Source organism: Halopseudomonas sp. L-58, assembly GCF_056859475.1.
In genome coordinates this window covers 197745-217199 of sequence record NZ_JBSXON010000085.1, presented here as the reverse complement: position 1 = coordinate 217199, position 19455 = coordinate 197745, and the positions used below count along the sequence as shown (strand labels likewise).

The window sequence follows — 19455 nt, the reverse complement described above, 5'->3', positions numbered from 1 at the left end:
ATGAGCAGTTCATTGACGCACAAGCCCGCCTGGCAGGCGCTGATGCAGCATGCCGCGGAGCTGCGCAGCAGCCATCTGGCCGAGTTGTTTGCCGCCGATGCAGGGCGTTTTGACAGCCTGCATCGCGCCTTCGGCCCGTTGCTGTTTGATTTCTCCAAGCAGCGGCTGGACGCCCGCACGCTGCCGCTGCTGTTTGATCTGGCAGCCGAGCAGGGGCTGGCCGAGCACATGAGCGAGCTGTTCTCCGGTGCTGCGGTCAACCCGAGCGAGGGTCGGGCCGCGATGCACTGGGCCCTGCGCCTGCCGGCCGAGCATGGCTGCGTGCTGGCCGGGGAGGACATCAACGCCCAGGTGCAGGCTCAGTTGCAACGCATGGATGACATCGTGCAGAAGGTGCGCAGCGGCCAGTGGCGTGGAGCCACCGGTGAGGCGATTACCGATGTGGTCAATATCGGCGTTGGCGGCTCGGACCTTGGCCCGCTGATGGTCACCGAGGCGCTCACCGATTCTCGCCCGGTTAACGATTCGCCGCTGCGGGTGCACTTTGCCTCGACCATGGACGGCAGCCAGGTGTCGCAGCTGCTGGGTGGCCTGAATCCCCATGCGACGCTGTTTATCATTTCCTCCAAGTCGTTTTCCACCATCGATACCCTGAGCAATGCGGCCACCGCCCGCGGCTGGCTGGAGCGCGAGCTGGGCGAGCTGCCGGGGCTCTTGGCCTGCCACTTTATCGGCGTGTCGGCAGCGGCCGAGCGCATGACGGAGTGGGGTATTGCCCCGGCCAATCAGTTGGCGCTGTGGGAGTGGGTTGGCGGGCGGTTTTCGTTGTGGTCGGCCATTGGCCTGCCGATTGCCCTGTCGATCGGCATGGCGGGTTTTCGTGAGTTGCTGGCCGGTGCGCATGCGATGGACGAGCATTTCCGTCAGGCGCCCTGGGCCGACAATCTGCCGGTGCTGCTGGGGCTGATCGGCATCTGGAACACCAACATGCTGGGCATCAACGCCCACGCGGTACTGCCCTACGACGGACGCCTCAAGGAGTTGCCCAACTACCTGGAGCAACTGGAGATGGAGTCCAACGGCAAGTCGGTCAATCTGGCCGGCGACACGGTGGATTACGCCACCTGCCCGATTGTCTGGGGCACCATTGGCCCTAACGCGCAGCATGCGTTCTATCAGTTGCTGCATCAGGGGACCGAGCCGGTCACCTGCGACTTTATCGTGCCGGCACGGCGCTACCGCGAGGCCCAGCATAGCCTTGCCGTGGCCGAACTGAGGGCCCAGCACGAGCTGGCATTGGCGAACTGTCTGGCCCAGTCGCGGCTGCTGGCACTCGGTGATGCGGCGGTAGAGGATGCCGACACCTTGCCGCGCAACCGTCGTTATCGCGGTAATCAACCCAGCTCGACCCTGTTGCTGGATGAACTGACGCCCTGCAGCCTGGGCGCGCTGATTGCCCTGTATGAACACAAGGTGTTCGTGCAGTCGGTGATCTGGGAAATCAACCCGTTTGACCAGTGGGGCGTGGAGATGGGTAAACGTATCGCCGTAGATGCGTTGGCCTGCATCCGCGGCGACATCGAGCGCCTGCCGGGCGCTGATGCCTCTACCGCCGGCCTGCTGGCGCGGATCATGGCCGGTAGCGCGTGATCAGCGGCGCAACGCGTAGGGCGGACTAAGCGCAGCGTGTCCGCCGCTTAACCCCGGTGGCCAACGCGGTGCGTTGACCACCCTACAGGCGATATGTCGCAGGGCTTGGCGAAGCAGCCGATGACGATGCCAGGCCACGGCGGGGATAATGCGTAGGGCGGACTAAGCAAAGCGTGTCCGCCGTTTAGCCCCGGCGACCATGGAGTTAGCAGTGCGGATCAGTCCAGCGCCTGCAGGATGCGGTTGGACAGCACACGCGAGCCGGCCGCGGTCGGATGAATGCCGTCACTGGTGATGTAAATCGACTCGCGGCCGGCGAAGTCGGCGCGCACATCGACGAACTTCACACCCATGCCCGGGTAGGCTGCAGCCTTGTAGTTCATGCTGTAGTTGTTGATGTCCTGCAGGTCCTCGGCGCTGCCCACGGCGTTGTAGTAGCCGAGGAAGATGATCTCTTCGATACCGTCATTGCGCATCTTTTGCACCAGGGTGGCGATGCGATCTTCCAGCTCGTTGAGCAGCGGCATGCAGGCGCTCAGTGAAGGACGGCAGCTGTTGAGCTGAATGTCGTTACCACCGCCATTGAAGATCACCGTACGAATGCCGCTCTTGTCGGCCCGGGCGTACTGGTTTTCTACCGAATACAGCCGTGAACAGAGAATGTTACCGCCGGTCAGTTGGCAGCCGGAGCGGGCGTAGGTGTCGATGTTCTCGTCCAGATCGGCTTCCAGGTTCTCGTGAATATCACCGGACAGGGCAAAGATCGAATCGCCAAGGATCATGGTGTCCGGGCTGCTGATGCCGGGGTTGCTGGCCATGGCCGGCAGGCTGACCAGGGTGCTGAGGGCGAGTGCGGCCAGACCGCGTTTGAACAGAGTGTGCATGGGCATTCCTTTTTGTTGTTGTGCTGACGGGTCTCCAGTAAGGCTGAATCAGGTGTTGAAACAAAAGGAGACATTTTCGCAATATGCATCGCGCATGTTAGGCGGCGGGGCGGGGTAAACAAGCACCCAAACGGGCGAGTGGGGCGCTGTGACGGGGAGCGAGCTGTCGAAGGGTAAAAGCCGCAGACTGGCTGCGGTGGATGTTCAGCCAACGGATGTTTTGCCGGGCCGATCGGCACTGGGGAAGATGCCAGAGAGGTGCACCAGGTTGGCGCATCGAAACACGGGCGCTACACTCCGTGCATACCTACAAGAATACAAGTGGCCGCGGTGCAGCATGCTGCGGGGCAGGGAATGCCATGTCTCAGGAGCTGTTTCTCTACGAAACCCTAAGCGAACGCCTCGCCGAGCATATCCGGCGCGGCGGCTTTATTCCGGGCGAACGCCTGCCCTCGGTTCGGGCGCTGAGCAAAGCCTTTGGCGTCAGCATCAACACCACCGTTCAGTCGTTGCGCAAGCTGGAAATGGACGGCTATATCGAAGTGCGTGACCGCTCAGGGGCGTATGTGCGCCACGCGCTGCCAAGGCCGGCGGTCAACGGCAATGTCAGTCATTTTCCAGTGCTGCCGGTCGAGATATCTCTGAGCGAAGAGATCCTGCGCTTTATGGAGCCGCACATTTCCGAGCAGGCGTTGCACCTGGGGATTGCGCTACCCGACCCCGGCTTGATGCCGGTTGAGCGCATCATGCGCCTTTGGCGCGATGCCAGCCGTCGTCATGCCCGCATGATGTGGGACTACAGTCATCCCAACGGCCTGCCGGCGATGAGACGTCAGCTTTCCATGCGCAGCATTGGTTATGACGCAGGGATTGGTGAAGACGACATTCTGGTCACCAATGGCTGCATGGAGGCGATGGAGTTGGCTTTGCGTGCGGTGACCAAGCCCGGTGACGTGGTGGCTGTAGAGTCGCCAACCTACTATGGGACTCTGCTGGCGCTGGATGTCCTGCAGCGCCGTGCGGTGGAGATTCCGACCCATTACCGCGATGGCATCTGCCTGTACACGCTGGAGCAGGTGTTCCGGCAAGGGCAGGTCAAGGCCTGTATTTTGTCGTGCAACGCGCAGAACCCGCTCGGGTATGTCATGACCGATGAGCGCAAGCAGCGGCTGGTCGAGATGGCGTCGCGCTATCAGGTGCCGGTGATCGAAAACGATATATGGGGCGACACCGTGTATGCCGGCAACGCGCAGCCGGCCAAGGCGCTCGATCACACTGGCATGGTCATTTACTGCAATTCGTTTTCAAAATCCTTGATGCCCGGCCTGCGTCTCGGCTGGGTTGCGGCGGGTCGTTTCCATGATCGGCTGCGGGAGCTGAAACAGATCAGCAGCATCACTACGGCCGCGGCGCCGCAGCTGGTCATGAGCCGGTTTATCGAAAGCGGTGCCTACGCCCAACATCTGGTGCAGCTTCGGGCGGCGCTTGAGCAACAGGTCACTGAGGCGTTGGAACTGGTGCGCGAGTCATTCCCGTCGGGGACTTGGGTGCACCCGCCGGAAGGGGGGTGTGTACTCTGGGTGAAACTGCCCGAGCACCGGGACTCACGCAAGCTGTTCCAGCAGGCGCTGAACGACGGCATTCACATTTTTCCCGGCAGTGTATTCTCCGTCGGGCCGCGGCATTCCGATTTTATGCGACTCAACGTTGGCAGCGGCCTGACGCCCGAAGTGCGGGAGAAACTACGGCGGCTGGGGGCGCTGGTTGCCCAAATGCAGTGAGTGGCAACATCTGTATCAGTGGGATTGGCAGATCTGTACCTGTTTTCCACAAAACGCTCTGCCCTAGGATGGGGCGCGTGATACCAAAAACAAAAAGCCCATTGCCGGAGAGGGATGATCCATGGCACACCTGCGCAGTCTCGCACCCGTCTTTTCACTCAGTTTGTTGACGTTGGCCCTGTCTGGTTGCTTGAGCAGCAGCGGCGGCTCCGATTCCAATGATACAAATCGCCCGGACCTGTCCCTTGGCGTGCTTTCCAGCGCGGTCGATCAGGTCACCGGTGACGACGTTCTGATTACCATCGAAGGTGATATTGATCTGGTTGATGCCGAGCTCGATAACCTGGAGCTGTGGTTGAACGATACCGAGATCGAACCCAGCCGCATGGTGCAGCGCAATGGTCGGCTGGAGGTGCTGGTCGAAGGTCTGACGCTGGGTGAAAACCGCCTTGAGTTGCACCACAGCACCCATGGCGAGCTCTACAGCATGACCTTGACCGCGTATCCCGAGACCGGGCCGGTGTTCTCCGGTCCGCAGCAGTACCCATTCGTCTGCAGCGTGGTGCAACAGGTTGGTATTCAGCCACTGGTCGACAATCAGGAGGCCGGATATCCGGTTTATGAAGGCGAAACCGTGGTTGGTTATAGCCGCGATTGCGCCATTGAGCCCCGGGTAGAGTTCCTCTACATGACCACCGAAGGCGATTACGCCCCATTACCGCAGGACCGCAGCCGTCCTGCAGATATGGCTACCACGACCTTAACCGATGGCCGCACGGTCGACTTCGTGGTGCGCCGTGAGGTCGGTACGCTGAACCGGTTTATTTACAGTTTTGCTACCCTGGCCGACCGTAACGACGCGGATGACGCCGCCAGTACCGACCTTTGGAACGGACGGCTGCTCTATCATTTCGAGGGCGGAGTGGGTATTGGCCACAGCCAGGGGCGTCTGAGTGGTGACGCCTTGACCCCCGAGGTCCTCGGGCTGGGCTATGCCGTGATCTATTCCACTGGCACGCGTGCCAGTACGCATTACAACCTGCAGGTCGGTGGCGAGACCGCGCTGATGACCAAGGAGCACTTCGTCAAACGCTTCGGGGTGCCGGAGTACACGGTGGCCATCGGTGGCTCCGGTGGTGCGATTCAACAGTACGTCTACTCGCAGAATCACCCGGGGCTGATTGATGCCGGGGTGCCGCAATATTCCTATCCGGACATGGTGACCCAAACGATTCACATTGGGGATTGCGAGCTGCTCGAGTACTTTATGGACGCAACCGACCGCGCCAACCTGCGCTGGCAGACTACCGAGAACCGCAGCCTGCTGGTGGGCCTCAACGCGACTGACGATTACCCTGATCCGCTGTATGACACCAAAGTTGCGCTGGGGTTTGCCAGTGCGCCCGGCTCCACTGAGTGCATTCCTGCCTGGCGCGGATTGACGCCTCTCACCATGAACCCGCATTACGGCCAGGCGCCCTATCAGGACCAGATGTACCCGCCGGAGATCATGTCAGACGTGCACTGGACCCACTTCGATGACCTGCGCAACGTCTACGGCGTTGACGAGCAGGGCGAGCCACGCACGCTGTTTGACAATGTCGGGGTGCAGTATGGCCTTCAGCCGCTGCGCCAGGGCCAGATCACGCCGGCCGAGTTCCTGCGCCTCAATGCGCTGATTGGCGGCTGGAAGCAGCCGAGCGAAATGGTTCAGGAGGGCTCCCCGTTTCTGCCGCCGCATACGCCGGGCAACTTTGATCCGTGGAGCAGCCGCAACATGAATCTGAGTGTTGACGGGACAACACCGGCGCCGCGAACCGAGGGCGATCCGCTGGCGATGAACGCCGCCTACGCGCAGGGTATTGTGTTTGATGGCCAGCTCAACATACCAGTGATCGACTGGCGGCATTACCTGGAGGAGGTGCTGGATATGCATAACAGCCATCAGTCCTTCTCTGCCCGCCAGCGCATTTTGAACCGCATGGGCCATGCGGATAACCAGGTGATCTGGTTTACCGATGCCAGACCAACTGATACCTCGGACCCGGATCGTCCGCGGCCGCAGCGTAATTTCGATCAGACCTGGATGGCGCTGGAGGTGCTGGATGAGTGGTTGACCAACATCCGCGAAAACCCCGATCTGAGTATTGGTGAGAACCGTCCGGCGTCCGCACTGGACAGCTGTTTCAACACCGACGGCAGCCTGATCGCCGAAGGCGACGGGGTGTGGGACGGCATCATCAACGAGCAGCCGGCAGGCGCCTGTACCCAGCAGTTCCCGACCTATAAAACCTCGCGTATGCAGGCGGGTGGACCGATTGAAGGCAGCATCTTCAAATGCGCGCTGAAACCGCTCAGCACTGCGCTGGTTGATGGTACTTATGGCGGTTGGGTGCCGGACAGCGGCGAGATCGACCAGCTCAACGCGATTTTCCCGCAGGGCGTGTGCGACTACAGTCAGCCCGATCAGGGGCGGCCGGAAAGTTGAGGCAGCCTGGGGATCGGGTCTGAGCCCGGACTTTGGGAAGGCGCCGCAAGGCGCCTTTTTTACGTGCGCAATTTCCTTCAATACAGACCAGCCCGATTGCTTCAGCATGCCGCTGTCATGGTTGTGAGGGCGCAAGATGCTGTCGCTGTGGTTATCGATGCTGGCTTTTACGCTGGTGGGTTCGGTCGCGCCGGGGCCGGTGTGTGTGGTGACGGTCAGCAGCGCGGCGCGGGCAGGCCTGCTGCGCGCCATGCCCTACGTGTTCGGCGCATCGTTTGGTTATGCGCTGCTGGTATTGCTGCTCGGCCTTGGCCTGCTCGGCAGTCTGGCGCAGAGCCCGGCGCTGCTGGATGTGCTGGCCTGGGTTGGCGCGGCGTATCTGTTGTATCTGGCCTGGCGTATTGCCAGCGCCGAACCAGGGCTGTCGGGCGCTGCCGGCGTCACGATTCCGGGGTTCTGGGCTGGCGCCCTGGCCCAATGGCTTAACCCCAAGGCCTGGCTGTTTTCGTTGTCGGGGCTCGGCATGTTCGTCAGCAACCAGGCGCAGCCGCTGGCGATCTATTGTATCCTGTCGCTGGTTGTCTGCCTGTTTGGGGTTGGCTGCTGGGCGGTGCTGGGGCATCTGCTCGGCGGGCGTCTGCCAGGCACGCGGGCGATGCGCGTATTCAACCTGTTGATGGCGCTGTTGCTGGTGCTGAGCGTCGTGTTGATTTTGTTGCCGTAACCGGTATGAGGTGAGCATGTTGCAAGAGCAGTTTCTCCAGCGCAGTCCGGCGCTGCCGCTGATTGAGCTGCGCCAGGCCAGTCGTTCCAGTGCCTGCTATCAGGCTCACACCCACGATGAGTTTTCCTTTGGCGTCATTGATCGGGGCCATGCGGCGTACCGTAACCGTCAGCGTCTTGAACGCATTGGTGTGGGCAGCCTGGTCACGGTAAATCCGGGTGAGGTGCATTCCTGTAATCCGGCAGCGGGTCAGTGGTCCTACTGGATGCTGTTTGTTGATGCCAGCTGGCTGGGTACGTTGCAGCGTGAGGCTTTTGGCGGCAGCGCCGATTATTGCTGTTTCCCTGACGTTTGTGCTGCCGGCGCGAGTGCCGGGTTCGATGGCCTGTTTGCCAGCCTGCAGCGCAGCGACGGGGCGCTGGAGGCGGAAAGTCGACTGATAGACCTGTTGCAACCCCTGTTTGCCTGCCAGCAGGAAAGCGCTAGTACCTTGCACCAGAGCGGACTGCTGCGGGCGAGGGAGTTGATCATGGATCGGCTTGGCTGCAATCTGCAGCTCGATGAGCTGGCGGAGGCTGCGCAGCTCAACCGCTACCAGTTGATTCGCGGCTTCAAGCGTCTTTACGGGCAGGCACCGCATGCGTTTCAGCTGGATGAGCGGATCAAGCAGGCGCGGGCGAGACTGAGAGCTGACGCGGTCAGCCTCAATGATCTGGCGCTGGATCTGGGGTTTGCCGATCAGGCTCACTTTCAGCGTCACTTCAAGCTGCGCACGGCACTGACGCCGGGCCAGTATCGGGCTTTTCATCAGGCGGCCTGAGTCTTGGAAAGCAAAACAGGCGCCGGATCGGGCGCCTGTTCTGTGTTTCAGCCGGGTCAGCGAATCAGTCCACCGATAGATCCACTTCGCGGATATACAGGCGGCCTGCGTCGATGGTGGCTTCATCGAGCATTTTCTGCTCCAGCACGCCGCCGGTAGACCAGGTGGCGAAGTCATCGTCGTTGAGCACGCCCAGATGGCCATCGTCGATGCGCCACAGGCCTTCCATCTTGTCGTGCGGATAGTTGGCCTCAACCACCATGTCCAGCACCAGGGTCTTGTCTACCGGGTATATGCCGACCGCTGCCAGTGCCGCCCAGCCGCCGTCCAGCACTACTTCTTCCAGTGTCTTGCCGTTGATGGTCAGGCCCAGATCCGGGTCCTGCACCATTCCGGGTTGCAGGGCGACGGTTTCCAGGTTGGTGCCGGTGGACAGGTCGATGCGGTAGACCTGTTTCTGTGCGTTGGGTGACACGCCGGCCGCGCCGTTCGGGCCGCCATACAGGAAGCTGCCGTCGCGCTCGAGTACCAGGAAGTCGGTGCTGCTCAGACCGACCATTTCCGAGTTGGAGTTGGCGGGCTTTTCCTGCTGGTACAGATACTGGCCGATTTCACCGGTCGCGATGTTTACTGTAACGATGCGGGTGATGGTCAGTGAACGCACTGCCTTGCTCGGCAGGTCCATGGTGGACTGCATCAGGCCGACCAGGGTGCTTTCGTCCGGGGTGATGGCAAGGCCTTCCATGCCGCGGTTGGCACGGCGATAGGCGTACTCGGCGGGCAGGTTGATGCGGGTGCGGGTGTCTGCGGTAAAGGGATTGATGCGGTCGATTTCGCGGCCTTCGGCATCAAAGTGCACCATGTGCGGACCGTATTCGTCGCTCGCCCAGAAGGTGCCGTCGCGCAGTGCGACCAGTCCTTCGCCATCCAGACCGTAATCGTCCAGCTTGATGGGGTTGGTTTCCGCATCAAAGGGCTGCGTCGGGTCGACCACGATCGGCGTGCCATCCGGGTTGTAGGGTGTTTCACCGGTACCGCCGAGCGCCGAGGTGTTGGGCAGGCCGGTGATTGGGGTGCCGTCGGGCCGCTTCAGCAGGATGGTTGCCAGCTGTTCGACGCCGCCGTCGGCAGTGATGCGGAAGTGGCCGATACGCGGGGTGTAATCGGCGACCGGGAAGGACTTTCCGGAGCCGTATTCGCCGCCGACGAAATCGGCGTTGGGGCCGCGATCGGTCATGGCGTAGAACTCGCCCAGCCGGCTCGGGTGGGCGGTCATGGCTGAGCCGTAGCCGCCATTGCGGATTTCAAAGGGAGCTTCGGTTTTGCCGTCGATCAGGTCATCTCGCAGGATGGTGAAGGGCAGCTCGACGCCCTCCATCGGGAAGGCTGCCAGCTTGGTGGCGAGCGCCTGTTCCGGGGTGACGGTGGCATCGTCGTCGTTGCTGGAGGATTTGCAGGCGGTGAGCAGTGCGCTGCCGAGCAGCACGGCCGAAAGCACTTTCCAGTGGGTCATCTGTTCGTCCTTGTATCGGGAGTAGGCGCTGGCGGCTGCCGTGCGCGAAGATCGGCAGACTAGCCCCGGGAGGTGACAAAACAGCGAACGCATGATGACCGTTTGAGGATCAGGCCAGTCCGCCGTTCAGGCGTTATGGCCTGCGGCGGAGCGGTAATGCGTAGGGTGGACCAAGCGCAGCGTGTCCACCGTTGGGTGCAGTGGGTCAGCACGAGCGCAGGCCTGATGCCGCGATGGCGGAGACGCCGTTGGCTTACTCCGCCCGACGTCGGGCGGCGTTCCGTCGGGCGGCGCTCCGTAGGGCGGACTAAGCGTAGCGTGTCCGCCGTTTGAGGGCCGTTGCCTAGTTGGCCAGTTCGATATGCTCCGGATGAATCCGAATAACGCCTTTTTTCAGCAGGCCGCCGAGCGCCTTTTTGAAGTTGCTCTTGCTGACGTTGAAGGCCTCGCTGATGGCCTCGGGGCTGCTGCGGTCGCTCAGGGCGAGCTGACCGCCATTGGCCTGCAGACGTTCGATAATCTGTTGCTGGAGCAGGTCTGCTGCCTGGCCGCCAACCGGTTGCAGGCTGAGGTTGATCTTGCCGTCCGGGCGGACTTCGCGAATGTAGCCCTGTTCCTTGCGGCCCAGCTTGACCGGCCTGAACGCTTCGTTGCGGTGCAGCAGGCCCCAGTGTTCGCTGTTGATGATGGCCTTGTAGCCCAGGTCGGTGCGCTCGACCAGCAGCAGGTTGACCGCATCACCGACCTTGTAGCGGGCCGGGGTCTTGTCCAGATAGCGGTCGAGTCGGGTGGTCGCCAGTACCCGGCTGGTGTGCTTGTCGAGGTACAGGTAGGCAACGCAGTACTGGCCTTCTTCGAGCGGCTTCTTCAGTTCGGCAAACGGCAGCAGCACGTCCTTGGGCAGACCCCAGTCGAGGAACAGACCGACCTGATTGCGCGCGACCACCTTGAGGTTGGCGAACTCGCCGACCTGCGCGCGCGGGCGCGTGGTGGTGGCGATGATCCGGTCTTCGCTGTCGAAGTAGATAAATACCCGCAGCCAGTCACCGACCTCGGTGGGCTGGTCTTTTGGCACATAGCGGTTGGGCAGCAGGATCTCGCCGTCTTCACCGCCGTCCAGGTACAGCCCGAAGCCGGTCTGCTTGATGATCTGCAGTTTGTTGAATCGCCCGATGTCGGCCATGTAATTGCTCCTGAGTTAGCCGCGCATTCTAGGGGCTATCGCGCTGCGATAACAGTGCGGGTCGTCGCTATTGCCGTTGGCTGCCATCCGCGTCGGGTGTCTGGGTTGCCCCGGCTACGGCATCCTGCACGCTGTTGACCTCGATGCGGTCGGCATCAAACAGCGTTTCCAGCTCCGCACGGGCCTGACGGGCTGTCTGCATTACCGCGGCGGCGTCATCGTAGACCCTGTGCTGGGCCGCCAGCACCGCTTCATCGTGCCGGCGGAAGCGGGCGATACGCGAGTCGGCCTGCTCCGGGCTGAGACCCATGCCGGTCAGAATCTGCCGGCTCATTTCCAGACTGGAATGGAAGGTTTCGCGCACGGCCAGGACATTCAGGTCGATCAGCTTGTGCACGTGCTGACGGTTGCGGGCGCGGGCGATGATGGTGATCGCCGGGTACAGGCGACGCACGGTTTCGGCGGTGCGCAGGGTCACGTCCGGGTCGCTGCTGGTGATGATGAAGAACTGCGCCTTGTCGACCTGGGCCGCGCGCAGGATCTCGGGGCGCAACGGGTCGCCGTAGAAGATCGGCATGTCGGCGCTGAGGCTGCGCGACATGTCGATACTGTCGACCGAGGTATCCAGCGCAATGTAAGGCACACGCTGGGCGCGCATCATGCGGGCGATCACCTGGCCCATCCGGCCCATGCCGGAGATCACCACGCGGGGGCTGTCGGATTCGATCTGTTCGTACTCTGGTGGAACCGGCCTGATGCTGTTTGCGGCCCGGCTGAGCAGCGGTGACAGGGCGAGAATCAGCAGCGGGGTGATGGCCATCGACAGGGTGATCGCCAGCACCAGCATGCCGTGCAGAGAGGGGCTCAGCAGCTGGTGCCCGGCAGCCAGCTGGAAGACCACGAAGGCGAACTCGCCACCGGCGGCCAGCACCAGGCCGAGACGCAGCGCGTTGGCGCTATCGAGCCCGGCTACGCTACGGCCAACCAGATAGATCAGCGGCAATTTGAGACCGATTACCAGTGCGGTCAGCAGGGCGACTGCGCTGCTATCGCTGACCAGCAGTGAGAGGTCCGCCTGCATGCCCACGGTGATGAAAAACAGGCCCAGCAGCAGCCCCTTGAATGGCTCGATCTGCGACTCCAGCTCGTGACGGTATTCGGAATCGGCCAGCAGCAGGCCGGCCAGAAACGCGCCCAGTGCCATCGACACGCCAACCATGTCCATCAGCCAGGCGGTGCCGATCACCACCAGCAAGGCGGTGGCGGTGGAGACCTCCTGCAGACCGGTGCGGGCGACCACGCGGAACAGCGGGCGCAGCAGATAGCGTCCGCCGATTACGATCACGGCGATGCTGCCGAGCACCTCGGCGGTTCGCACTAGCGGGTTGCCGTCAGCACTGCCCTCCGGTTGGACTCCCAGCAGCGGAATCAGTGCGATCAGCGGGATGGCTGCGATGTCCTGAAACAGCAGTACGGCAAAGGCCTGGCGGCCGTGCGGGCTGTTGAGCTCTCGCCGTTCGGCCAGCAGCTGCAGGCCGAATGCGGTGGACGACAGGGCCAGACCCAGGCCGAGAATCAGCGCGGTCTGCAGCGGTTGGGCAAACACCAGCCAGGCGAGCAGTGCCATCACGCTTGCGCACAGCAGCACCTGAGCAAGTCCGGTGCCGAACACCGCGCGGCGCATGACCCACAGGCGTTTGGGCGACAGTTCCAGGCCGATGATAAACAGCAGCAGGACAACGCCCAGCTCGGATACATGGCTCATGCTTTCCGGGTGCGCGATCAGTGCCAGTGCACCGGGGCCGATGATCACACCCGCCGCCAGGTAACCAATTACAGCGCCCAGACGCAGGCGTTTGGCCAATGGCACCGCGATGACGGTGGCGAGCAGAAGGACGACAACGACCTGCAGAATGCTGCCCGGTTCATGCATGAAGAGATACCCGAAGGGAGATTGGCTGGGGGAGGTGGCAAGAGCTTGCCAGACGGCCAATTCTAGGCCCTCGCAGGCCTGCTGCTCAATGCGCCACAGACGCTTTTTTAACCGCCACGCTGCAGGTCCACTTGCGCAGGGCGGGCCAGGCGCAGCGTGTCCGCCGTTCGACCCCGGTGGCCAACGCTTTGCGTTGACCACCCTACAGGCGACCTGTCGCAGGGCTCGATGACGATGCCGGGCCACAGCGGGGATAATACGTAGGGCGGACTAAGCGCAGCGTGTCCGCCGTTCAGCTCCGGTGGCCAACGCGGTGCGTTGACCACCCTACAGGCGAATTGTCGCAGGGCTCGACGACGATGCCGTGCCAAGGCGGGGATAATGCGTAGGGCGGACCAGGCGCAGCGTGTCCGCCGTTCAACCCCGGTGGCCTGTCGCAGGGCTTGGCGAAGCAGTCGATGACGATGCTGGGTCACGGCGGTGATAATACGTAGGGCGGACTAAGCGTAGCGTGTCCGCCGCGCCCCCACATTTCAGACAGAATAGAGGTCAACCAGCACAACATGGCAATTTTGCAGCGCATCAGACAGCTCGGTGAATGGCTCGGGTTGCGCCCGCGTGGAGAGCAGGAGCGGGAGGTCGAGCGCCTGCGCGATGATTTCGGGCTGATCCGGGTGACCGAGCTTGGCGAGCTGCGCTATCTGTTCTTTGGCGAGCAGACCGAGCAAAGCTGCGGGCTGATCGGCAATCCGGCCTGGCTGGAGTACGACTACACCCGCGCCATGCTGCTGGCCGGCTACTGGCTGGAGGATACGCAGCGGGTGCTGGCGCTGGGCCTCGGTGGCGGCTCGCTGGTCAGCGCGGTGCTGACCCATTTGCAACCGCAGCAGATCACCGCCGTGGAGCTGCGCCCCGGTGTGGTGGAGGTAGCCCGGCGCTGGTTCGGCCTGCCGGATGATCCGCGACTGACCGTGCTGATCGACAGCGCCGAGAAGGTCATTGAGCGCGAGCAGGCCAGTGCCGACCTGGTGCTGCTCGACCTGTACATGGAGGGCGGGATCACCGCCCTGCAATTGCGTATGGACTTTCTCGAACAGTGCCATGCGGCGCTGCGCCCGGGCGGGCTGATGGTGGTGAACCAGTGGCAGTTGGGCCATACCGGGCAGCCCTACGCGGCAGAGCGGTTGCAGAAGCTGTTTGGTGATCGCTATCTGCAGGTGGAAGTCGAGGAGGGCAATATCGTGCTGTTCATTCCGCAGGCCGGCGAGTTACCGCTGGATCAGGATACGATGCGCCGCTGGGCAGATAGCCTGGAGCCGCAGCTCGGGTACAGCCTGCGCCCCTATGTGGAAGTGCTGCGCAGAGCCGAAGACGCTATCCCTGCTGCCGACTGCCGGTAAACTGCAGCTGGCTGCCGCAACGGCGACACAGATAACGCGAGCCACGGGCAACCCGGGCGTGGCGTTGCGCGGTAAAGGGCATCGGGTCCGGGCAGGCGCAGCGGTACAGGTAACGGGTGACCCGCCGGGTCGGCACCGCGTAGTTGTGGCAGCGGTTGGCGGGCAGACCATACAGCCCGATCATCAGGCCCTGCCACTCCCGGCCGTGCGGGCGAATGCGATGCCCGTACAGTTGATGGGCAATCAGGTGCGCGACCTCGTGCGCCACTGTGTGCTGCAGGAAGTGCTCCTGGTTCTCGCGGTACATGCGGCCGTTGAAACGCAGCAGGTTGCGATCCAGATAGGCAACCCCTGCGCGCTGGCCACGCAGATCCAGTTCAATATCGGGGCGCGGAAAACGGCGGCGAAAGTGCTGCTCTGCCAGCCGGTAGCATTCCTCAGTGCGGGCGATTACGCGGTCCATCGACTCAGAACACCCCGTTGTCGAGGCCGGCAGCCAGATACAGCCCCAATTCTTCTACCTGCTGCTCAAACCCGTCCTGCCAGTCGCCGCGCAGGGTCAGTGGTTCCTGCACCCAATTCCAGCGCAGCCCGGTGACGATCGACTCGACGGCGCGGCGAGTGCCGGTGCCATCCATACCGGCGCGGATATACAGCGCACAGGGCAGCCCCTGCTTTTGTTCCAGCACCGGGTAATAACAGCGGTCGAAAAAGTCCTTCAGCGCGCCGCTCATGTAGCCGAGATTCTCGGTCGTACCGAGCAGAATCGCATCGGCCGCCAGTACGTCGTCAGGTTGCGCCTCCAGCGGCGGCACCCAGCGCGCGTCTACCTGCTCGATATCGGCATGGCTGGCACCGCGCAGCGCCGCTTCGGCCAGTCGCCGGGTATTCGGCGACGGCGCGTGGGCGACGATCAGTAACTGTTTGCGAGGCATGGCGCTCAACCTTGCCGGCTGTTCCACAGCCGCGACACGGCGCGGTCGCTGCCCAGCCAGGCAATCAGCAAACCTGCCAGGCCGATCAGGCCGAACACGGCGACCGGCAGCAGGAAGAACGGATCGCTGCCGGAGGGCAGCAAGACCGCCAGGCCGATGGCGATGGTCAGAAACAGGGCGCACATGATGACCAGAATCAGGCGACTTTTGGGCGCGTAGTGGAATGGCTCGTCGCCGCGTTCCAGCGGGGCGAGCAGGGGAGCGCACAGTGTGCGGGCGTGATCTTTGAGTGTGGCCATGCGGAAGTCTGTGTCTCTGCGAGGAACCTTTCGGCGAGTGTAACCCGACGGCTCCGCCGAGCAAACCGGCCATGACCGCTTCCGGTCATGCGCTGGTCATCGCGGACCTGATGGGGTAGGGTGTTTACAGCTGAATACAAATATCCGTGGGTCACCAAGACCCCCATTTGCACCCCCTACCTGCCTGGAACCGATCCACCGTTTGGGAGACGCGGCTCCATGATCAGGCTTTTGTTGCCCATCGCGGCACTGCTCTGCGGCATTGCGTTGCTGCTGCTGGGCACCGGACTGCTCAATACTCTGCTGGCCTTGCGTGGCAGTGCCGAGCAGTTCAGTGATCAGACCCTGGGTTTACTCGGCTCGGCCTACTTTGCCGGTTTCATCCTCGGCACCTGGCTGTGCCCGCGGCTGATCCGGCGCATGGGGCATGTGCGCGCCTTCACCTTTCTCGCCGCTGCCGAAGCGGCCTGTGTACTCATTCATCTGCTGTGGATTCAACCTGGCCTGTGGCTGTTGCTGCGGGTGATCACCGGCGTGGCGCTGGTGGGCATCTATACCGTGATCGAAAGCTGGCTCAACACCCAGGCGCCGCCCGAGCGCCGCGGCCAGGTGTTTGCCTGCTATATGGCAGTCAACCTCGGCGCGCTGGCGCTGGCCCAGCAGATGCTGAACTGGGACAGCCCGCTGACCTTTACCCTGTTTGCCGTAGCCGCGACCTTCATCGTACTCGCGGTGATGCCGGTGTCGGCCACCCGCCTGCCGCAACCGGTAATTGACGATACCCCGCCATTGAAGCTCGCCAGGCTCTGGCAGGCGGCGCCGGTGGCCTGTGCCGGCGCGGTGCTGTCGGGCCTTGGCATGGGCGGATTCTGGGGTCTGGGGGCGGTCTATGCCGCGCGCATGGAAATGGATACCGCGCAGATCGCCGGCTTTGTGTCGTTGGTGATCCTTGCTGGCGCATTGGCCCAGTGGCCGATGGGGCGCCTGTCCGACAGTATCGACCGGCGCCGGGCACTGGTGATCATCGCCGGTTTGGCGGCGGCAGGCGGGGTGCTGATGGCGTTGCTCGGCCCGTTCGGTCTCTGGTTGCTGTTGGCTGCGGCGATTTTCGGCGCGGGTGCCTTCTCGGTGTATCCGGCGGTTGTGGCGCATCTGATCGATCACTTACACCAGGAAGATATTCTCTCGGGCAACGCCTCTCTGCTGATGCTGCATGGCCTTGGGGCTGCGGTTGGCCCGGCGCTGGCCGGTGCCCTGATGGGAATCACGGCTGCATCGGCGTTGCCGCTGTTTTTTGCCCTGATGTTCTCACTGATTGCGGTCTATGCCCTGCGTCATCTGCGCCAGGGCGATGATCGGATTGTCGATGGCGCGGCGCATCAGGTCCCGATGGTGCGCACCTCGACCGCGGTACTGGAAATGATGCTGGAAGAGGCAAGTGGTGACGAGGTGGCAGGCAGCAATCACGCGGCGGACGGTCGGGAGACCGCCCGCGATGAATTCGAGCAGCAAGATGGAGATCACGCCCATGATGTTGGCAACCGACCTTGATGGAACCTTTCTGGCAGGCGATCCGGACAACCGGCAGCGCCTGTATCAACTGATCAACGCACACCCCGGTATCACCCTGGTGTTCGTGACGGGACGGGGGTTGGAGGTAGTGGTGCCATTGCTTTCCGATCCGGCCATTCCGCGACCGGACTACATCATCTGTGATGTGGGTGCGACCCTGGTTGATGGCGACACCCTGCAGCCGGTCTACCCGGTGCAGAGCGAAATAGAGCAGCGCTGGCCGGGCGAGCAGGTGGTTGCCCAGCGGATGGCCGGCTTCCCCGGACTGGAACGTCAGGAAGTACCGCAGCAGCGCCGCTGCTCCTGGTTCTGCGAACCCGGTGCGGTGACCGAGCGGGTACACAAGGCGGCGGATGAGCTGGGCTGTGATCTGCTGTTTTCCGCCGGCATGTATCTGGACTGCCTGCCCAAGGGAGTAAACAAGGGCTCGACGCTGCGTCGGCTGGTTGAGCATCTGGGGGAGTCGATGGACCGGGTGCTGGTAGCCGGCGACACCCTGAATGACCTGTCCATGTATGAGCAGGGCTTCATGGGCGTGTGCGTTGGCGAATCGGAGCAGGGGCTGCTGGACGCCACGGCTGATCGGGCCAAGGTGCTGCATGCGCGCCTGAGCGGCTGCGGCGGGATTCTGGAGGCGGTTTCGCACTTCGGCTTTCTTGGCCCGCTCGGTGTGGATTCCGAGCTGCGTGATCTGCAGATCAAGGGCAAGGCGGACCTGGTGATGGTGTATCACCGCTTGCCTTACGAGGAAGTGATCGAGGACGGCAAGCTGGTGCGCCGTCCGCCCACATCGCCCAACGGCATCCTGCCAACCCTGCTGAGTTTTTTCGGTGGCGACCAGCCCGGCTCCTGGGTGGCCTGGTCGATTCACGACCCGCGCCAGCGCGAGGCCTTCGAGGTGCACACCAAGGTAGATGCCGAGCGTTACCCCAATCTGGTGGCGGCGCGGGTTGCCCTGACCAAGGATGATGTCGACGTGTTTTACAAGCGCTTTTCCAAGGAGGCGTTCTGGCCCACCCTGCACACCTTCTGGGAGCGCGCGGTGTTTCGCGAGGAGGACTGGGCGGTGTTCCTCAAGGTGAACCGGCTGTTTGCCGAGCGCACTGCGGCAGAGGCGGCTGAGGGCGCGGTAGTCTGGCTGCACGACTACAACCTGTGGATGGTGCCGGCGTTTCTGCGCTCGCTGCGGCCGGACCTCAATATCGCCTTCTTTCACCATACCTACTTCCCGTCGGCTGACGTATTCAACGTGCTGCCGTGGCGGCGCGAGATCATCGGCAGCCTGCTGCAGTGCGATTACATCGGCTTTCACATACCGCGTCAGGCCGAGAACTTTGTCGACGTGGCCCGCGGCGTCGCGCCGCTGGAGGTGCTGGAGGAAAAGGGCTGCGCGCCGCGCTATCTGACTTACGGCTGCGCCGTCGGGCTGGACCGCATGACCAGCTGCATCAGTGTGCACGGCCGCGAGATCGGTCTGGGCGCGCATCCGGTCGGACTGGATATCGGCCGGGTGCAGAATGTGATCGACAGCGATCACTGCCAGCAGCTGATCGGCGAGCTGCGTGAGCAACTGCAGGGGGTGCGGGTGGTGCTGTCGGTCGAGCGGCTGGATTACACCAAGGGCACCTATGCCAAGCTGCTGGCCTTTGAAGCGCTGCTGGATGCCCACCCGGAGCTGATCGGCAAGGTCACGCTGATTACCATCTGCGTGCCGGCCGCGCGGGAGATGACGGTCTATGACGAGCTGATCAGTCAGATTGAACAGGCGGTCGGGCGCATCAACGGGCGCTTCTCGAAGGTCGGCTGGACGCCGGTGCAGTTCTTCTATCGCGCGGTGCCGTTCGAGGATCTGGTGGCCTATTACCTGATGGCCGATGTGATGTGGATTACCCCGCTGCGCGACGGTCTGAATCTGGTCGCCAAGGAATATGTCGCAACCCAGGGGCTGTGCCAGGGCAGTGGGGTGCTGGTGCTGTCGGAGTTTGCCGGCGCGGCGGCCGAGCTGCACGGGGCGCTGCTGACCAATCCGCATGATCCCCATGACCTGCGCGATACCCTCTACATCGGCCTGACGCTGGGCAAGGCCGAGCGGCTGGCACGCTTGCGCGAATTGTTTGGCGTGGTGCAGTACAACGATATTCGCCGTTGGGGCGATGAGTTTCTGCAGGCGGTGCGCCAGCGCCGTGAGGCTGCGAGCGCGCTGGAGGCTGACGAGGTGGGGGAGGTTGCCTGAGGCGGGGCTTGCCGACCGGGAACCCGGTCGGCAAGTGTGG

Annotated in this window: 15 protein-coding genes; 8 read left to right on the top strand and 7 right to left on the bottom strand. The window is 62.9% G+C overall.

Going from position 1 to position 19455, the window contains the following annotated elements; translation table 11 throughout:
* Positions 1-1650: a glucose-6-phosphate isomerase gene (gene pgi / locus AC13EY_RS17710; protein WP_233049364.1), complete on the top strand. Its 1650-nt coding sequence runs from the start codon at positions 1-3 to the stop codon at positions 1648-1650.
* A 218-nt stretch (positions 1651-1868) separates the two neighbouring features.
* Here pgi and AC13EY_RS17705 read toward each other — a convergent pair whose 3' ends face one another.
* The gene (locus AC13EY_RS17705; protein WP_233049365.1) at positions 1869-2534 is read right to left on the bottom strand and encodes an SGNH/GDSL hydrolase family protein; all 666 of its coding nucleotides are present in this window, start codon (positions 2532-2534) and stop codon (positions 1869-1871) included.
* Between the two features lie 359 nt (positions 2535-2893).
* Between AC13EY_RS17705 and AC13EY_RS17700 the strand changes: the two genes are divergently transcribed.
* From AC13EY_RS17700 to AC13EY_RS17685, 4 genes are all read left to right on the top strand, one after another.
* Positions 2894-4315, top strand: coding sequence for an aminotransferase-like domain-containing protein (locus tag AC13EY_RS17700; protein WP_482877013.1), 1422 nt, complete (start codon positions 2894-2896; stop codon positions 4313-4315).
* A gap of 121 nt (positions 4316-4436) precedes the next feature.
* Complete coding sequence (locus tag AC13EY_RS17695; RefSeq protein ID WP_482877011.1) at positions 4437-6803, top strand: DUF6351 family protein; 2367 nt, start codon at positions 4437-4439, stop codon at positions 6801-6803.
* Between the two features lie 136 nt (positions 6804-6939).
* Positions 6940-7527: a LysE family translocator gene (locus AC13EY_RS17690; protein ID WP_482877009.1), complete on the top strand. Its 588-nt coding sequence runs from the start codon at positions 6940-6942 to the stop codon at positions 7525-7527.
* A gap of 16 nt (positions 7528-7543) precedes the next feature.
* Positions 7544-8347 (top strand): helix-turn-helix domain-containing protein, encoded by an 804-nt coding sequence (locus AC13EY_RS17685; protein WP_482877007.1) that lies wholly within the window; start codon positions 7544-7546, stop codon positions 8345-8347.
* A 64-nt stretch (positions 8348-8411) separates the two neighbouring features.
* Here the strand turns inward: AC13EY_RS17685 and AC13EY_RS17680 are convergent, their stop codons facing one another.
* The 3 genes from AC13EY_RS17680 to AC13EY_RS17670 form a co-directional block, all read right to left on the bottom strand.
* Complete coding sequence (locus AC13EY_RS17680) at positions 8412-9860, bottom strand: esterase-like activity of phytase family protein (protein WP_088276576.1); 1449 nt, start codon at positions 9858-9860, stop codon at positions 8412-8414.
* A gap of 343 nt (positions 9861-10203) precedes the next feature.
* Positions 10204-11043 (bottom strand): CvfB family protein, encoded by an 840-nt coding sequence (locus tag AC13EY_RS17675; RefSeq protein WP_335599066.1) that lies wholly within the window; start codon positions 11041-11043, stop codon positions 10204-10206.
* Positions 11044-11110: 67 nt separating this feature from the next.
* Positions 11111-12976, bottom strand: a complete 1866-nt coding sequence (locus AC13EY_RS17670; RefSeq protein WP_482877004.1) for a monovalent cation:proton antiporter-2 (CPA2) family protein — start codon at positions 12974-12976, stop codon at positions 11111-11113.
* A gap of 563 nt (positions 12977-13539) precedes the next feature.
* Between AC13EY_RS17670 and AC13EY_RS17665 the strand changes: the two genes are divergently transcribed.
* Positions 13540-14376: a spermine/spermidine synthase domain-containing protein gene (locus tag AC13EY_RS17665; RefSeq protein WP_482877003.1), complete on the top strand. Its 837-nt coding sequence runs from the start codon at positions 13540-13542 to the stop codon at positions 14374-14376.
* Here the strand turns inward: AC13EY_RS17665 and AC13EY_RS17660 are convergent.
* The 3 genes from AC13EY_RS17660 to AC13EY_RS17650 are packed head-to-tail and all read right to left on the bottom strand — an operon-like array spanning position 14351 to position 15610.
* Complete coding sequence (locus tag AC13EY_RS17660) at positions 14351-14839, bottom strand: SprT family zinc-dependent metalloprotease (RefSeq protein WP_482877001.1); 489 nt, start codon at positions 14837-14839, stop codon at positions 14351-14353. The genes AC13EY_RS17665 and AC13EY_RS17660 overlap by 26 nt on opposite strands.
* Before the next feature lie 4 nt (positions 14840-14843).
* Positions 14844-15311 (bottom strand): flavodoxin family protein, encoded by a 468-nt coding sequence (locus tag AC13EY_RS17655; RefSeq protein WP_228246735.1) that lies wholly within the window; start codon positions 15309-15311, stop codon positions 14844-14846.
* 5 nt (positions 15312-15316) lie between these two features.
* A complete protein-coding gene (locus tag AC13EY_RS17650; protein ID WP_088276569.1) occupies positions 15317-15610 on the bottom strand; it encodes a hypothetical protein in 294 nt (97 codons plus the stop codon).
* A gap of 219 nt (positions 15611-15829) precedes the next feature.
* Here AC13EY_RS17650 and AC13EY_RS17645 point away from each other — a divergent pair, with 219 nt between their 5' ends.
* Positions 15830-17161: an MFS transporter gene (locus AC13EY_RS17645; RefSeq protein ID WP_482876999.1), complete on the top strand. Its 1332-nt coding sequence runs from the start codon at positions 15830-15832 to the stop codon at positions 17159-17161.
* Entirely contained in the window at positions 17139-19415 is a 2277-nt protein-coding gene (gene ggpS, locus AC13EY_RS17640; protein ID WP_482877049.1) for a glucosylglycerol-phosphate synthase, read from the top strand. The genes AC13EY_RS17645 and ggpS overlap by 23 nt, the downstream gene beginning before the upstream one ends.
* Positions 19416-19455 lie beyond the last annotated feature (40 nt).

Excerpts from the sequence above, each read along its gene's own strand:
- pgi (WP_233049364.1), top strand. The coding sequence starts at position 1 with ATGAGCAGTTCATTGACGCACAAGCCCGCCTGGCAGGCGCTGATGCAG.
- AC13EY_RS17705 (WP_233049365.1), bottom strand. The coding sequence starts at position 2,534 with ATGCACACTCTGTTCAAACGCGGTCTGGCCGCACTCGCCCTCAGCACC.
- AC13EY_RS17700 (WP_482877013.1), top strand. The coding sequence starts at position 2,894 with ATGTCTCAGGAGCTGTTTCTCTACGAAACCCTAAGCGAACGCCTCGCC.
- AC13EY_RS17695 (WP_482877011.1), top strand. The coding sequence starts at position 4,437 with ATGGCACACCTGCGCAGTCTCGCACCCGTCTTTTCACTCAGTTTGTTG.
- AC13EY_RS17690 (WP_482877009.1), top strand. The coding sequence starts at position 6,940 with ATGCTGTCGCTGTGGTTATCGATGCTGGCTTTTACGCTGGTGGGTTCG.
- AC13EY_RS17685 (WP_482877007.1), top strand. The coding sequence starts at position 7,544 with ATGTTGCAAGAGCAGTTTCTCCAGCGCAGTCCGGCGCTGCCGCTGATT.
- AC13EY_RS17680 (WP_088276576.1), bottom strand. The coding sequence starts at position 9,860 with ATGACCCACTGGAAAGTGCTTTCGGCCGTGCTGCTCGGCAGCGCACTG.
- AC13EY_RS17675 (WP_335599066.1), bottom strand. The coding sequence starts at position 11,043 with ATGGCCGACATCGGGCGATTCAACAAACTGCAGATCATCAAGCAGACC.
- AC13EY_RS17670 (WP_482877004.1), bottom strand. The coding sequence starts at position 12,976 with ATGCATGAACCGGGCAGCATTCTGCAGGTCGTTGTCGTCCTTCTGCTC.
- AC13EY_RS17665 (WP_482877003.1), top strand. The coding sequence starts at position 13,540 with ATGGCAATTTTGCAGCGCATCAGACAGCTCGGTGAATGGCTCGGGTTG.
- AC13EY_RS17660 (WP_482877001.1), bottom strand. The coding sequence starts at position 14,839 with ATGGACCGCGTAATCGCCCGCACTGAGGAATGCTACCGGCTGGCAGAG.
- AC13EY_RS17655 (WP_228246735.1), bottom strand. The coding sequence starts at position 15,311 with ATGCCTCGCAAACAGTTACTGATCGTCGCCCACGCGCCGTCGCCGAAT.
- AC13EY_RS17650 (WP_088276569.1), bottom strand. The coding sequence starts at position 15,610 with ATGGCCACACTCAAAGATCACGCCCGCACACTGTGCGCTCCCCTGCTC.
- AC13EY_RS17645 (WP_482876999.1), top strand. The coding sequence starts at position 15,830 with ATGATCAGGCTTTTGTTGCCCATCGCGGCACTGCTCTGCGGCATTGCG.
- ggpS (WP_482877049.1), top strand. The coding sequence starts at position 17,139 with ATGATGTTGGCAACCGACCTTGATGGAACCTTTCTGGCAGGCGATCCG.